Consider the following 16,204-nt stretch of genomic DNA (forward strand, 5'->3'; position numbering starts at 1 on the left):
GGTCAGGTTCCATGTCCAAGACGTCACTTGCGCTCGCATTGAAACAATTCTGAAAGGATAATTTATCGGATCAGTGACGTTCAGGCGCTAGCTTTCGCGTCTGAACGAATCGGAGAACTCCCCCATGTCTGCAATGCGAGCAACCGTCGTTCTTGGCTGTGCAACAGCCCTCATGCTTCTGCCGGCCCTGACTGGAAGTACAGGGTCCTTCGATGGCTTCTCGCACGAGGCCTATGCCAAGGGCGAAGGCGGAGGAAAGGGTGGCGGCAACGGTGGTGGAAACGGCGGCGGCAACCGTGGTGGAAACAGCGGCGGCAAGGGGAGTGGCAACGCCGGAGGCAACGGCGCCGGCAAAGGTGGCGGTCAAGCAGCCGGCCGTGGTGCCGCAAAGGCCAGCGAGCGGGGCAACGCAAAGGGCCTGGGCGGCCTTTTCGGTGGTGGCGCCACCGCTTCGCAGGGCAAGGGTAAAGGCGCAGCGAAGCCGCAAGTGTCAGCAGTGTCGACCAAGGACCGCAGTCGCAAGACCGGCAAGGTCTCGCTTGCCAAACAGCAGCAGGCTGCACTGAAGGAGAAGAACCTGCACGCCAAGCTCGGTGGCCTCAATTCCCTGAAGCGGAACTACAACGCCTACCTCAACGCGAAAGACCCAAAACTCGCGGCGATCCAATCCTATGTGATGGCATCTGCCAATTATGACCTGACGGCGGCGGAACTCGCGAAGGCCACTGCGGCATTGGCTGCTGCGGATGCGAACTTCGATGCCTCGGTCGGCGCGATCCAGCCGCATGACGACTTCGCCTACACCGCGGATCTGACGACCGCGGACCTGGAGGCGCGCCTTAGCGATCTCGAGGCGATCGATCCCTCGACCTTGGATGCCGATGCAGCCGCGGCACTCGCGGCGGAAATCGATGCCCTTGGCTCCGCCCTTGATAGCGCTGCCGTCGCCAGCCAGGCGGAGAAGCAGGTCGCCGATCTCGAGGCCAAGCAGGCCGAGCAGAAAGAGGCCATCACGGACGAAGCGCTCACGGCGGCGCTGCAGGCGGGCGCGAATCCGAACCGGGTTGTCGATCAGGAGATGGTGGACTGGGCAAAGGATGTGCTGGGCGTAGGGGAAACCTACGGCAAAATCGATCAGGTCCGCGAGGCGCTGCAAACGCAGACCGTCGAGCCCACCGAACCGACCACCGGCGCCGAATAGCTAACGACGGCTTCGTTACCGTCTGTCTCGTCGCCACGTGAGCGGACGCTGATCACATATCCCGGGGGCAACGTGCCCGCCCCTCCGACCTTTTCGAAGGGCTGGCATGGCCGCGCACGAGACAGTGATCATCTGCGCGAACTGGACGAGACAACGGTGCGCCGTTGCTTCAGGGGGGCTGATAGGTGGCGAAGGCTCGCGCCGTCGACGCGAGCCTGACCCGGGCTATGCGCGCAGCGGGCGAGCTTAGCGGTTCCCCTTCGACTTTCCGCCGCGGCTGTCTGGTGCATTGTTGTGGCTGCCCGAGTTGCCGGGATCGCGATCCCCATGCTCGCCGGAGGCTCCTTCGCCGCCGTCACCCGGGCCGGCATTCAGACCGGCATTGTCCTTGCCCTTGTTATGCGCAGGCTCGGAAGGATCGGCTCCAGCCATTCCAGCGCTCCGCGAACTGGCGGCTCCCGTTCCCTTGGCGGCCGATTTCCGTGTGGTCTTGGTGATCGACCCCGTAATGTCATCAGACAAGGGCGAGAGGTTTGCGCCGCCGCATCCGCCGACCCAAACCGACGTGCCACAGCTCCTGTCACCGGAAGACCCTCCCGCGCCCCCTTTTCCAGCCCCGCCGTCGCCGCCACCATTTTCGGCGAGTGCTGCTCCAACGGGCATCGCAGCCACCAGAACGACCGCTAACGTCCTTGAAAGAAATGACATGATCTTTGCTCCTCGTAGAAGTGCGCACCGATGGCTCCGTCGCATGCCTCGGGCGCAATAGCTTGCCAGCTCCAACTCTGGCTCTGCGCGGCAACGCGCTGACCGCAATGTGGTTTCTGCTTCGGGCTAGCCTGAGGACCTCTGCCCATGTTGTGTGGGACTATGGTCCTATTGGTGAACGACAATCATCCACCGATCGGCGCTTCTCGGTGCTCGGAGCCTCTGGGCACAGATCTCATCTGCGCGGCTATTTTGCAGAGCGTGGCCTTAGAGACGGGGCGAGGATACGGCCGAACCGACCGAGCGCAAGATGCCATTCATGCGTCAGTCTACTCGTCGGCGCCACCTTTCGAACGGGAACCCTTGGGCCGCATGAACGAACGTCCGATTTCAGGATCGCGGCCGGCTGGATTTTACGGCAAAAATCGGGCGCAAAGCTGCCGTTCATCAGGTCAGGTTTGATTCCAGGAACTGCCGTATCGAAGATATCCGCTTGAGCACCCCGGGGCGACTAGCAAGTGGACGTCACTTCCTCTGCTGAGGACGCGGAAAACTAGGAGACGTGCCCCGTTGTCGTGTCACGTTGTGTGGACTGTTCGCGTGCTTTCTTCTGAGCATCCACCTTGTTGTAGTGCCACAGCGATGGCTCTTGGGCTTCGGCATTCCTAACGTCTTCGCGGTTGTAGAAGAAGGCCCCGAGATCATATGGCACAAATGCGGCTTTGATCCCGGCCGACCTCAGTATGAGGCGCACCTTCTTATGGTGAAGACCTGTCTTTTGGCAGAGCTCGCCAAGCGAGACGAAGCGCGATCTGAACCCTTCCGCGCTTTCCCTCGAAACGACCGCGATCATCCGCCTTGCATCTGGGCTGAATTCCTCGACCAACGTGAGGTGACCTGCCGCGATCAACTTGTTCACGACACGATCGTAGGTACCAGGGAGGAAGGCTTCGGTCTCTTCCTTCGTGAGATTGGAGCGTGTCTCGCGCGAGCGGACGATCCGCGTCACTTCGTCGGCATCCAGTAGAAGCGCCAGGTAGTCCTTCCGGCCGGAGAGCCGTCCCTTCCAAGCAAGCTTTCCCGTGAAGATCATGTCCAGGACATCAGGGATTGTACACGTCGACGCGCGCCGCGCCCCGGTGACATCAACCTGGCGATTCGTCGGCTCGGAGACCTCGCACGCGCCTTCAAAGAGCCGCTCGCGTAGCTCCTCGATGTCTGCCCTCGAGAAACGACGCTTCGCGTACCGCCTGGACCCTGTATCGGCGAGCGCCCGGAGGTAGCCGTTTGCGACCAACTCCTTCAGGTGCAGCCGAGGCACCCCAAGAAGTGCCTCTACCTCAGGCGCGGTGATCGCGTCCTTCAACTCGGCGACGACACGATGGACTTCCGCGGATCTGACGAGGACGCGATGATCCATGAGCCCGGATTGATCCTCCGCTTCGTCGACTCCCATCCGTTGAAATAGTCGGCGAATGGTGAGGGCATGCGCGCCAGAGTCGCGTGCGGCGGTCCGCACCGTATGGACCTTGCGGCTGCCCGCGATCTCGCCGAGGATGTTCGTGCCCGGCTCGATTGGCATGGTCTCTAGGGCGAACCGGCGCACCACGTCGCGCAGCTTGCCGTATGCTGGATCGTCGAGGGTCTTCTGCAAAAGGCCATAGGCATAGCCGTATGTGTCACGCGGTCCCCAAAAGCCTCTTGTCGAGGACTGCGCCTTGTTGAGTCGCGCGAGCAGCGCGCGCAGCGCTTCTTCGCCGGCGCTGGCGATCCGAAATCCCTCATCGGCGGCGATTGCCCAGTCGGAGACGGTGAACCGCGCGGTCCTGACCTTCGGCTCGTGGAGGGACGACACCCCCAGCGCCTCGCAGAATGGAGCCGCGACGTATAGCGGGAGATCGTCCAGCCAGTTGTTGTCCGCCCTCACACCGCCAAGTCGGTCTCGGAGCCAAGTCTGGAACGGAGAGGGAGAACTTGCCATCGCCTCGTCGGCCATCCGCGCAAGATTTGGGATGAGCCCCCGCATCGTATCGTTGAAGTCAAAGGGGGCGAACGGCCTCCGCGGCGGGCTTGTGGCCGTCAGAAGCACGCCGTGCCGGGGACAGGAGCGGAAATGCGACAGGATCCATTCCAACCGAAGCCAAGGACGGCTTGCGGAGGGACCGTCGTAGTGGTCCATATCCTCCAGCGCGCAACGCGCGCAGAAACGAAAGTAGGTCCTGTTGACTGCAAGCCGAATGACAAATTCATCTCCGACTCGAAAGAGCCTGTCGCCATAAGGCACAGGCGTGTACCGCAGCAGCTTCTCAGGATCGGCTCGTCCGAGAAGGGCTATATCCCGCACGGCAGATTCGATGCCTTTGTCCAGGCTTCGCGGGGGGATGCTCATGTCGCGGAGGAGATCCTTGAGCGAGCGGCCGTTCAATGCGGCGAGGCGGGATGCAAAGCCAGCCGCGGGCTGCGGCTCCTCGAGCGGGTAGGCGAATCCAAGCGGCTCGAGTATCCGCCCGGTAGTCCTCATCAGTCGTCCTCGATCATGAACAGGCCTGGATCCAGCCGCTCCCATTCATCAACAAGGAAGGGGTTCATCTCGTCATGGCCTCTCGCCTGCGAATGCTCGATGTAGGCGTAGGCGAAATGATCACGCGTCAGAGCGGACGAGCTCCTATATGCCGCCTGCTCGATTGCGGCGAGGATCACCTGGGCAATCCGCCCGTAGCGATACCTAGCCGCGTGTGCGATACGCTCCGGAAGATCGCTCTCGAGTACGTTGTTGGCTTCAAGTCCAGCCGCTTCACACATGGCCCGAATGATCTTGAGGATCAGAACGCGTTCTTCGGGGAGCTGTACGTCCGGCAGAGCCAGGTGCCGTGCTCTCCTCTCGATCTGCTCGTCGAGCTTGGCTAGGGAAGTGATGCCCGGCAGTCCCGACATGAAGAAGCTCACGGGCCATGGTTTGTAGTTCATCACCCCTTTGAGTGCCTTGCGGACCGCGTCTCGTTCCCTGTCCGACTCGGTCAGCTTCAAAATGTGCTGGGTCTCGTCGAGGTGGACGACAAGCACCTTCCGCAGGTGAAGCTGCTCGGGAAGGATGTCCCACACCTCCCCCTGTTCGTATTTTCGAGTGATCTTGTAGCCGGCCTGCTGCAGCATATTGAGGCCGAGGAACTTTAGGGTGGAGGGGCCCATCAACGTGAGAGAAATGACGGGATTGATGATCCCGTATGATGTCTGGACCGGGGCGAGCGCGGTGGTCTCAGAGAGTAGCCGGTCCACCAGTGTCGTCTTTCCCGCGCCGCTTTCACCGGTCACGAACAGGACCCGTCCGTCATCGCGCCGTCCCGCCCTCTTCGCGAGCATCATCGTAACGAAATGGGAGACGATCATTTTGGCCACCCGGTCACGACCGCAGGGGACGTAAACACTCTTTGCGCGCTCCAAAGTCTCCTTGACGCATTTCTCCTTGTCTGTGAGGCGGCTCGAGATGGTGTTGAGGAAATCCTCATCGGAAAGGGGATTGTGGACATCATCTTGGGTCATTGATCTTCTCCGTCGTCCAGGTTCATGCTTCCGCCGAACGGCTTGGGTTTGGCTTCAGCTTCTCCGTCCTGCGAAATGGGCGAGGGGGGTGACTGCTGGTTGCTTTCAACACGTCGCCGGGTCGATCGTGACACCACACTGCCAAGGGTCCCGCGCTCGGCCCTTTCCTCGGTCCCGTAGTCGATGGACCCAAAGGCGGCTCTCGCGGAGAAGTCCACGCGATGCTCGATGAGATCCAACGTCTTCGCGGTGATCTCGTGCGTCGGAATCCCGGCACGCTTCCGGACGTCCTCAGCGAGGTCAAGGAACCGGCGATGAGCCTCAATCCGAATGAGCCGCCCGGCCTCGGCTTCCTTCTTCACCAGATCGCGGACGGCCTTCTTTGCGAGTAGCACCGTCGCCAGGGACTTACCCTGACCGATGCCACCGACGCTATGGACCTTCAGATAATGCCGATCTTCGGGGACGCCCTTGATCCGCCCTCTGAACTGCTTCGGGATTTTGACGAAGACATAGCCCAGGTCCTCCGGTTCGACGATGATGTCGACCTTCTTGCTCCCATTGAGTTTGTACAGGCCAGAGAGTTCGTTAGAGTTGTACGAGATACCGATGAACTCGATGCCATGCTTGCTGATCGAACGCTGCTTGCGCGGCAATCCAAACGCGATCGCCAGCTGCTCGTCTGACGGAGCCGGCGGCAGTCCTTCTTTTTCGAGCTCAAGCCATTTGTTATAGGGAGTCCGACCCTCGAGACCGCGATGCGGCCTAAGGTGGTAGTAGTCCACGATAAACACGATGACAGCCCTGTAGAATTCTCCGACCGTAAGGGCGGCGAGTTCTTCCGCTGGGTAGTCCCCTTTCTCCACGACGTTGGCGAAGGCACGTCCGGCGAAGTACCGACAGAGCCGCTTGAAGGTCCTGAAGAAGGCTTCAATTGTGCCGCGCTTGCGGGGATCCTGTTCCGGGGTGGTGTGAGTGATGTTTACGTGAGTTGCCGCGTCGTCGAACTCGTTACCGAATTCCGGCCCGGCATCGGTGGCGACTTCGCCGGGGCGGCCATGCATGTGCCAGGACGCCTTCGCCCCGGCGGCCGTGGCCAGTTCCGTCTTGTCCACCATGATCGATCTCAGGGCAGGCTTTGCGGTGGCCGTGGAGGGACTGTTTACGGAAAGGTTTAAGCCGGGAATGCACCGCGAGGCGCAATCAATCGCGCCAGTAAGCGTCAACCGTACGCGAGGAACCAGTTTCCGGTGTTTGGGCTTTAGTCTTTTCCACACGGATGATTTTTCGATGAGCGTGTGAAGGTCTACCTCCCAGTCGTCCATCTCGACCCGCCCCAGGGCTGTCGTGACCCGAAGCCCCATTCCGACCGGAGTGTACTTCCGGAGGGCGTAGTCAGTTCCCTTGCGACCGGCGTCGACCATGAACGGATCGAGTAAGTGGATCCGGCGGCGCACTGCGTTGTCACTTGCATAGATTTGTTGGTGCTCAGGGAGCTTCTTATTCTTTTTGTCTAGGACGGACTCAATGTTCTGGCAGATGTCCGCCATCTTGGGCTTCAGAGTGCTCGCAAACTTCTGGGCCTCGATCGCGATCACTTCAGCTGCCCGCGGGTCGAGCTGGTTCCGGTTTCCGCAGTTGGAGTAGTGCGGACTGAGGCTTTCCATTCGGCAGTGTCCTGCGATGAAGAGCCGGAGCCATACCTTCAGCGTCGCACCGCTCGGATAGTCGAACGCCTTGCGGACCTCACCTCGAAGCCTGCGCCCAGGCCGCCTCCGCACTCCGAACTTGTCGAGGAACCAGCGGTCCATGCGGTCACGGTTCTCCGTGACGAACCGTGTGCAATCCGGAATGGTGCGGCAGGGCCGCCAACTATTTTCGGGGTAGGCGGCGGCGTTGAGGAAGCGCACGCACCATTCCTTCTTCCATGCGACGGTCCTGTGCTCTTCGTCTGACAGGTCGCTGAGATCCGAGTTGTCGAAACCCACCCGAAGAATCCCGATGGCTTTGGAGTAGTAGCCTTCATCGATGCGCATTCGTTTCGCCCCGATGAGCGCGTTGATCTCGCCGTCCGTCTTCGTGATGAAGTAGTCTTCAGCGATCAGGTCCCCGGTCACGGGCTGGAGCACGTGCGTGTCCTTGACCTTTCGGTCGGCTCTGAACGACTGGCCATCAATGACTAGCCTGTCATGGCGACCAAATTTATGAGATCTCTCGCGCCTTACGACCCCGGCCGGATCGATTGGTTTCACGCCTCGTGCCATGACACTGTTTCCTTTTTCCCCGATGTGCTCGTGGCGGAGCGATTAGGGTCGCGCTTGGTGGGCGGCCTGATTGAAGAGGAGTGCGTTGCTGGTCAGCCGTTCGTTGGACGGAACCTTCAGAAGTCCTTTCTGGACAAGGGCCACGGCCGCGCGTCGGCCGCGTTCGCCAAGGCCGCTGGCACGGGCGATTTCAGCAAGCGTGACGCGCGCGGGGAGTGCCTTCAGCACTGCCGCCGCGAGTGATTGGCCTTCGAAGTCGAAGTCCCGTGCAGCGTCGAGCACGTCTTGCGCGTTCTCGACCTGGATCCGTGTCAGGTCCTTCTCTGTAAGCGTCCGGAACTCGCCCGCGAAACGGTCACCGACCTGTTGCGCCACGCAACGGAGCGTCTCGCGAAGTTCATCGTCCACGTCGTCTTCATATTTGACGGCGTAAGCAATCCTGCCGGAGGCTAGGTGCTGGACGAAGTCGAAATAGTGGACGCGCTTCCGGCCGCACTGGACATACTCTGCCGCTTGCTGTTCCCGAACCTCAAGTGTCTCGGGCAGTGTCAGGAGGACTACAAGAGCTGACTCCTCCAGATTGCTTTCGAACCAGACCTTCCGGCGGCGGAACGGATCGACGACGGAGCCGATCTTGGAGCCACGCTTCCTCGGCTTTGGCACTCGGTTTGCAACGCTGTCCTCGATGTATACGGCAGGGGCATCCCGGCCCCAGTCACGTGGAGTAGCATCGTATGGACCAGTCCCCGCGCGAGCTACGCGCCTTGGCAAGCTGCCGATTCGCAAAGACGTGGGGGTGCAAGAAGAAGCCGTGATCAGTTATCTTCAAAGCTTCGGCCAGCAAGTGGTTGTGGCAACGCATGTTCTCATCCTGGCTGTCGATGTTCAGCCGATCGCCTGTGGCTCTCGGTGACTAGCGGTCGTCACTGATGCCATCATCGGAAATCGGAATGTCTGAACAGTTGCGGCGTAGGGCGGCTACTTTCGCGCTCCAGACTGCAGCGGACACACCTTCCATGTCACACTCGCAGGAAGCACTGATCCAATCCGCCCCGCGCCTGTTCTCCGCGACCCAGATTGTTCCCAGGTTCTCAAGGTCTGCCTTGATGCGCACATGCGCCCGACCGACTTGCTTGTACAGTCGAGCAAGCTTTTCAGACCTGTAGTACAGGTTAAGAAAGCGCACGCCCCTGTGTTGAATGCGCCTGAGATCGTTCAAGTTACCGAAATCGTGTCCCGGCTTGAATTTGGAGGTGATTGGGGCGCGGGACAACTTTCCTGGAACGCCGGCGGAAGCCCATTCTCGAATGGGAGATCCTCGCTTGTAACGTTCGGAGTTTGTTTTGCTGAAGGCTGCCAGAATCTCGCGGCCTAATCGCTTCATGGTGTAACCGCGAGGATCGGGGCCTAAATCCATCCAGACAAGACGCGCCGGAGATGCTTTGGGACTAATCGACCTTGATGCGAATTGCCGCCCCCTAAATGCAAATACATTTCGCTGGCGTACACATGTATGGAGGTTTGGCGGTTTGGGCTTGGCAGTACCCTGGTACTCGATTGTTGCCGCCCCGTTCGTCAAGAGCTTCGCTAGGCGCTCGTGCGAGATGAATACCAGTCTTTTCCGACTGTCCGCCGGAACTAGTAGGTGGCCATACCAGTTGGATCTGAGACACCGGTGCCTGCTTCCTTCAATGAGGACGCAGTCTGAGCTAGTGATTAGGTGAACGACCGTACGCTCCATGGAGTGTCTCCTTTGCACTCGGTCAGTTTGTTCAGGTGATAAGATGCTGGCCTGCTCCCGCGCTGCGGGATCGGCTTACATGTGTTGGCAGGCTGGAGAGCCGTTCTGGCCTCAAGCTACTCAATTCGCTTGGGACCCTCCGCGGACCTTACACTGCTAGTCCGCTCGCCCGGTGGTCGGGCTCCGAAGGGCTGGAGCGTTGGCGCGATAAATCACGCGCCTTAGTCGCTCCGTATTCGGCAGCGCTGGATGTAGTCGGAGATTACATTGCGTGCCCCGCGAATGAAGTACCCAGCGGGATACTTCGAGATGAAATAGCTCCGCTGGGAACCAATGCTGCGGACCCGCGAGACTTGTTGCATTTGAGGCATGACTGTCGCCCTACATGACCCCTAATGGCAGGTTCGAGCTCAGGGTGGTCAAAGCTGATCCACTGATGCTTCTGCCGGGTTGACTTGACCGCGGTGAACGGCGTTCGGGGGTATCAGAATCTCTTGTGGCTCGTGAGAGAGGGCCACTTCCTGGCGGTCGATTACCCACCTTGACACCGCCGGATTGAAGAGGCCGGGCAACCGCATGTATCGATTGATAAGCACGAACTTCTTGGGGCTCGTGGAAGCAATCGGCATCGCTAGAACCAACGCGGTTGAAGCCACCCGGATGTCCTGGAACAACCGCTGCTTTGTCTCCCGGGGGTCAGGGGCGCTCAGCCAGTGAAGTTGCCTGATCTGTTCTAGATCCCGCCGTGTCTCGTAAACGGCTTGACACTCAGGTACGTATCTCATGGCGAAGTAGGTGAAGAGGGCAGCCTTCCAAGCACGCAGTTGCCGTCCATGGGTAGGATGTAGAGTCTCCTCGGAAGCGATCCCGTGGTCGATCACTTCCAAGACTGCCTCCGGCACGAAAAGACAGTTAGGTGGTATGCAATCCGCCCATCTCCGGGCGGGCGTGTCTTTCTTGCATGGCCAGGTCTGGCTTACGACAGTGGCATCAACCACGAACCCGCCTGAACTGGCGCTAGCTTCCGATTCACCGTTTGTAATCAAGCCTGCATCGTAGTTCCGTTTCATCGTTAGTGCCTCCTTTTTTTTATCAGGAAGGGAGCACCCTATTCGCGACGAAGAGGAGCGCAAGATCATGTCTGAGTTCGATCACGGACATCCAGAATAGAAAGGTAAGTAGTTGCAATGGCCGACATGGAGTGGCTGTAAGCATGCATCAACAAGCAATATACGAGTAGGAAGAGGTGTAGGGGTATGTCACGAATCCTTGGGTCGGCCTCGGAGAAATTGGCGTATATTTGCGCCATTCAGAAAAGCCCGGAGCCAGGTTTGAATCCTCTAACTAGCGTAGCCTGTCCGCTCGAATTCGCTCCCTTTTTCTCTGGCTTCACACACGGGGATTGACCGATGTGTTGCCACGGCATTGAGCCCGCGCCAGAGGCTCACGAAGGAAACTGAGACTGGGATTCGAGTTCGTTCGCCTTAGGGGCGCGGCCGTACTCGTTTTCCCCGTAATGCTCCACAGAGGTGGCCGCGACGAAACCTTCTGTTTTCGGTGTCGGTCGTCCATGCCCACAGCCAAATCTGGACACGACGCGTGCTTTCCGACCACGCCCAGAAGGGACCAAATCTTGAACAGTTGGATTGGCAGGGACTCGTTGTGGTCCGCAGGGCTACTGAAGCAAGCACGGATGATCCCACCCGCATCTTCTCCTGTGCGAGTTGGGCTGAGCGACGACAGAGAGTGCGAAGCCTACGATCACAATCCTCTATTCGTACGGAGCCCATCACTAAAGTTCACGCGCGAGCGACAGGATTCATGTGGTCACCAGCCGAAGGAGCGGGCACGTCAATGCTGATGAATACGACACAGGGCGGGGAGGGGCTTCTGCGTTCTGATCTTCAATCACGCGGCTGTTGGCATCCCCGACGCTAACCGAATCCTTGCCGACAGCCTGATGCGCGCACGAGACCTGCGCTCCGGAAATGAACCATCCTATGGAGCCAATGGCGAGAAGCTGTACTGAATTTGGCCTGGCGGAGCCCATCTGCCGACCTCGCCGCCGGCTGTATCGAGACCGGGTTGGCCTTCCTCGCGTAACGCGAATGCACGGAGATGTGAACAGTCGCACATGCGGGAGTCGCTGCGCGAAACGAAAATGGGGCGTGCAGTATGGTTGCGCGGGCGCGCTTAGTCCTTTTGCGGAGAGTGGGACCTCGGCCCACCTGTCGTAGCAGCCGAGGCCTCATTGTTGGTCAGACGATGACGGAGACAATGCTCCTGTCGGCGCTGTCGGCGTTCTGCTGCCTGCTGTCGGAGGCGCATTGATCATGGAGGAGCAGAAGAAAGGCGGGAGGTGGGGGCCTAGCTACTTCATCGTCCAAGGCAGGTGCCCCGACAAGCGGTCCGTCGAGACTTCGCAGGCTTGATTGCGAATGCCAGACAACTAGCCACGAGGATGTCACCGCCAGCAACATGGAGCGTGTCATCGGGGCACTTCTCGGCCAACAACGTGAGCAATCCCCCAGAGTTTCGCCGCGATCGAGCTGATGGGGCTGGAGAGAATGGTTTTGGTGTAGGCGAGGGCGGGCGGCACCGGCACCGAAGGGGCTGGCGAAGAAAATGGCGGAGTGGATCAAGCCGGGCTTAGCAGGCCTGGTTCGCTTCCTGAAGGGCGAGTAGAAGCTGCAGCATGCGACGGTCATGGATTGGAGCAGCGACTCGTGAGCCGATCCAATCGCTCCCGTGCCAAATGTTATGTATGGCTGCTTTGCGCACGATGTAGGTCATTCCGCGGGCCCCTCCCTTCCTCCAGAAGCGGACATGGCCATCGTCAACGAGAAAGCGCCACGGACGGTCATTAACTCAAAGCCGTGACGGCGCGATCGCCCGAACCAGACGACGTTAGTAAATACAGCTTTCCATAGCTGTTTTAATCGGCCGTTGAATCATGGCAATTGAGCGCGCTCAGACCCAGTCGCGCGAAATCCTGGGGTTCCAGCTACGGCTCAACACGCGCTCGCCGTTTTCGAACACGTCGAGTTCGCAGTTCAGTATGAAGTGCTCCCTGGTAGAGCGGACGCGGATACGCGAAGTGATCCTGATGTCCCAGTCCTCGCGCTGGAACGAATTGGTCTGATGGAACTCGGTCACCATGCTGCATGGATCGTCCAGTACGATCGAATGCTCGCGCCAGGCGTCGTTCTCCGTCACCAGGCCGACATCGGGAATGAGGTTCACCCCTTCCGCGCCATACCCGCCAGTTCCGGCCAGCTTGCGCACCACCTTGTTGTTGACCGGGTCGAAGACGATCGAACGCTGGAACTCGCGACCGGGGCGAATGTTGATCATCTCGACACGGCCCGCGGTCTCGCGCGGAAGGAAGGAGACATTGCCGTCCTCGCCGCCGGAGCGCGTCGGCAAAATAAGCGTGCCCGAATCGCGGACCTTCAATTCCACCCGCTCGGGGGAAGGCCAGACCACCGGCCAATAGCTGGGCGACAGCGAGACGCGGATGCGGTGGCCGGCCGGTAGGCGGTAGCCGACGGCGCTCAGTTTCACGCTGACGTCGTAATAGGCACCCGGCTGCAGAGGCTCGGGAAACTCGCTGCCGTCGCGGTGGGCAAGGTTGAGGAAGCCCATGGCCATCTTGGTAACGGAACCGTCGGGACGCACGTCGCTAAGCCGCACGGCAAGCTGCGCCAGCGGCTTGTCGGCTGCGACCTTGATGTCGAGCCGGCCGTTGCCGAGGATCTCCATCGGCTCGTCCAGCGGCTCGCTGTCGAAGGTGAGCGACAGGGAATCGTCATAGCGCTGGTCCGGCGCCTGCTCATGCGGCATGGCGATGGCGCCCCAGTCGCCGCCGAACTGGCCGACCAGCAGGTTGTACGGCAGGGTCGTTTCTGAAAGCGTGCCGGGACTGACGCTGAGCCCCGCATCGGTGAGATTGAACCGGCGCTCCTGCACATTGGGTGAAGGCCAATCGGCCTCGCCGATCCAGCGGCCCTCGCGGAATTCGTAATGGGTCTGCGGCGGAGCGCTGTCGACGATATAGGCGCGCAGCTTCGACTCCTCCATGACGCCGTTGTCGACGCCCTTGAGGAAATGGTCGAACCAGCGCACCGCTTCCTGCAGGAAGCCGATCTGCGGCGCCGGCACGCCGTCATGCGGATAGACATGCGCCCAGGGGCCCATGATGCATTTGGTCGGGCAGGTGAGCTTTTCGGCCATGCGCATCAGCGCGGTCTTGTAGCCGTCCACCCAGCCGCCGACGAGCAGAGTCGCAGCGGTGATGGCGCTATAGTCCTCGCAGATCGAGCCATGCTTCCAGAAGGCATCCCGCCGCTGGTGCCCGAGCCAATCCTCCAGCGGGCAGGTCAGGCCGTCGAGCCGCTCCTGCCACATGCTGCGCCAGTTCTCGCCGACCAGCGCTGGGTCCGGTGGGCGAGGCAGGAAAGTCTGCAGCACCGCGCCCCAGTCGAGCCCGTCGACCAGCAGGCAGCCGCCCATGAAATGGATGTCGTCGGCATAGCGGTCGTCGGTGGCGGCGACCGGAATGATGGCACGCAGTGCCGGCGGACGCCTTGCCGCAATCTGCAGACAGTTGAACCCACCCCAAGACTTGCCGATCATGCCGACCGCGCCGCTACACCAGTCCTGGCGGCTCAGCCAGTCGATGGCGTCGAGCGCGTCTTCCTGTTCCTGCAGGGCGTATTCGTCCGTGAGCACGCCCTCGGAATCGCCCGATCCGGCAAGGTCGAGCCGCACCGCGACAAAACCCTGCCGGGCGAAATAGCCATGCATCGGTTCATCGCGATAGCGGGTCACGTCGCGCTTGCGATAGGGGATATATTCCAGGATGACGGGAAGTCGCTCCGTCGTCACCGGCTTCCAGACGCGGGCCGACAGCTTGCGGCCGTCCCGCGTCGGGATGACGAAATGTTCGATGACTTCGACAGCGACGTTGTTCTGCTTCATGTTTCTGGGTCAATCCGGAATTTTTTAGTGAGCGTGGCGGCGGCTCAGACAAACCACCAGCGCTCGAGAATGCGATTGCCGTCCATCTCGAAGTTCGAGTTCAGCTCGCCATGCGCGACCGCCTTGGAATGCGCGGCGACGTGGTTGCTGAAAGCGATGACATTGGCGCCGCCATCGTCATGGATCAGTTGCTGCATCTCGGCATACATGGCGGCGCGCTTTTCCTCGTCGAGTTCGCCGCGCGCGGCCAGCAGCAGCTCGTCAAAGCGTGCATTGTGCCAGTTGGTGTCGTTCCACGACGAATGCGAGGCATAGGCCGTCTCGAACATCAGGTCGCAGGTCGGCCGCCCGCCCCAGGTGGACATGCACCAGGGCTTCTTCATCCAGACATTGTCCCAGTAGCCGTCCGCCGCCTCGCGCACGACATTGACGGTGATGCCGGCTTCGGCGGCGCGCGCGCTGATGAGGAGCGCGACATCCACCGCGCCGTTGAAGGCGGCGTCCGAGGCCGACAGGTCGACCGTCAGGCTGTCCAGGCCGGCCTGCTTGAGATAGTGGCGCGCCTTTTCGGGGTCGAAGCCATGCTTGGGCGCCGGATCAATGGCGTATTTGATCGTCGGCGCGATCGGGTTGTCGTTGGCTACCGTGGCGGCGCCGAAGGCAACCTTTTCGACGATCTCCTCGCGGTTGATCGCATGCTTGATGGCCAGGCGGACATTCAGGTCGTTGAACGGCGCGACCTGCGTGTTCATCAGCGAAATCCAGTGCGAGAAGCCGACGACGTTGTCGATCTCGATGTTCGGATTGCTGCGCAGCATCGGCAGCGTCTTCAGATCGCAGCGGCTCATATAGTGGATTTCGCCCGACAGGAGCGCGCTGGTGCGGGCGGTGACGTCGTTCATCACCAACAGCGTCACGTCGTCGAAATAGGGCAGGCCCGGCTTGTGGTAGTCGGGGTTGCGCACGCCCTTGGCGACGACGCCCGGCTGGAAGGATTCCAGCTTGTAGGGGCCGGCGCCGATGCCCTTTTCCCATTCGATCTGGTCGTCCCCCTTGGCCGGGAAGATGCCCAGATGATAGTCGCTCGTGAGGAACGGGAAGTCGACATAGGGCGACTTCAGCTCGAACACGACGGTGCGCTCGTCCTGCGCGCTCACATTGGCGATGACGGCAAGGGCGCTCTTGGCGGCCGACTTGGAATTCTCGCCGCGATGGTAGTTGTAGGTGGCGACGACGTCGGCGGCGCGAACCGGCCGGCCGTCATGGAACACCAGCTTTTCGCGCAGTTTGAACATCCACTTGGTCGCCGAGGCATCGGATTCGAAGCTCTCAGCCAGGTTCGGCTGAACGCTGTTGTTGTGATCGATCTCGGTCAGGCCGGCGCCGAAGAAGGAGGGGCCGAACATCGAGGCATAGGGGCTGGTCCATGTGGCTGGGTCGAGCGAGTCGTTGGACGAGCCATCGGCGATGCCCATGCGAAAGGAGCCCCCGCGCTTCGGTTCGGCAATGGCTGGGAAGCCCAGGAGCCCGGTGGCTAAAGCGGCAATGCCGGCGCCCGCCGCCAGCCGCATGAAGTCGCGTCGTCCCAGTGTGCCTTCTCGCACGGCGGAAATCATCGTCTGAAGGTCGATGCCATTGTTACGCGAAGCCATAAGTTTCCCTCCCCTGTGCCGATCGCGGCCCTGGCCTAATGCCCATCGGATTTCCTGCAAATCTTCGCGCTGTTGAAAAGCAAGTTCTCGTTGATCCCACTTTAAGCGGGGCTGAAGC

General features: G+C 60.7%; 10 protein-coding genes. 1 reads left to right on the plus strand and 9 read right to left on the minus strand.

Going from position 1 to position 16,204, the window contains the following annotated elements; all coding sequences use genetic code 11:
- Window positions 1-124: 124 nt before the first annotated feature.
- Window positions 125-1,201: a hypothetical protein gene (locus HUI96_RS26075; RefSeq protein ID WP_188257631.1), complete on the plus strand. Its 1,077-nt coding sequence runs from the start codon at window positions 125-127 to the stop codon at window positions 1,199-1,201.
- Window positions 1,202-1,447: 246 nt separating this feature from the next.
- Here the strand turns inward: HUI96_RS26075 and HUI96_RS26085 are convergent, their stop codons facing one another.
- The 9 genes from HUI96_RS26085 to HUI96_RS26125 form a co-directional block, all read right to left on the minus strand.
- A complete protein-coding gene (locus tag HUI96_RS26085; RefSeq protein ID WP_188257680.1) occupies window positions 1,448-1,633 on the minus strand; it encodes a hypothetical protein in 186 nt (61 codons plus the stop codon).
- A gap of 829 nt (window positions 1,634-2,462) precedes the next feature.
- Window positions 2,463-4,430, minus strand: a complete 1,968-nt coding sequence (locus HUI96_RS26090) for a TniQ family protein (protein ID WP_188257632.1) — start codon at window positions 4,428-4,430, stop codon at window positions 2,463-2,465.
- Entirely contained in the window at window positions 4,430-5,449 is a 1,020-nt protein-coding gene (locus HUI96_RS26095; protein WP_188257633.1) for an ATP-binding protein, read from the minus strand. Before HUI96_RS26095 ends, HUI96_RS26090 begins: the two co-directional genes overlap by 1 nt.
- Window positions 5,446-7,713, minus strand: coding sequence for a Mu transposase C-terminal domain-containing protein (locus tag HUI96_RS26100; protein ID WP_188257634.1), 2,268 nt, complete (start codon window positions 7,711-7,713; stop codon window positions 5,446-5,448). The genes HUI96_RS26095 and HUI96_RS26100 overlap by 4 nt, the downstream gene beginning before the upstream one ends.
- 42 nt (window positions 7,714-7,755) lie before the next feature.
- Entirely contained in the window at window positions 7,756-8,376 is a 621-nt protein-coding gene (locus HUI96_RS26105) for a hypothetical protein (RefSeq protein WP_188257635.1), read from the minus strand.
- Window positions 8,377-8,626: 250 nt separating this feature from the next.
- Complete coding sequence (locus HUI96_RS30355) at window positions 8,627-9,454, minus strand: Mu transposase C-terminal domain-containing protein (RefSeq protein ID WP_425299303.1); 828 nt, start codon at window positions 9,452-9,454, stop codon at window positions 8,627-8,629.
- Window positions 9,455-9,873: 419 nt separating this feature from the next.
- Window positions 9,874-10,524 (minus strand): hypothetical protein, encoded by a 651-nt coding sequence (locus HUI96_RS26115; RefSeq protein ID WP_188257637.1) that lies wholly within the window; start codon window positions 10,522-10,524, stop codon window positions 9,874-9,876.
- 1,900 nt (window positions 10,525-12,424) lie between these two features.
- On the minus strand, window positions 12,425-14,434 hold the full coding sequence (locus HUI96_RS26120; RefSeq protein WP_188257638.1) for a CocE/NonD family hydrolase: 2,010 nt from the start codon (window positions 14,432-14,434) through the stop codon (window positions 12,425-12,427).
- A gap of 44 nt (window positions 14,435-14,478) precedes the next feature.
- Entirely contained in the window at window positions 14,479-16,086 is a 1,608-nt protein-coding gene (locus HUI96_RS26125) for an ABC transporter substrate-binding protein (RefSeq protein ID WP_188257639.1), read from the minus strand.
- Window positions 16,087-16,204 lie beyond the last annotated feature (118 nt).

It is taken from the genome of Pseudaminobacter soli (ex Zhang et al. 2022) (assembly GCF_014595955.1).
Taxonomy (GTDB): domain Bacteria; phylum Pseudomonadota; class Alphaproteobacteria; order Rhizobiales; family Rhizobiaceae; genus Kumtagia; species Kumtagia pseudosoli.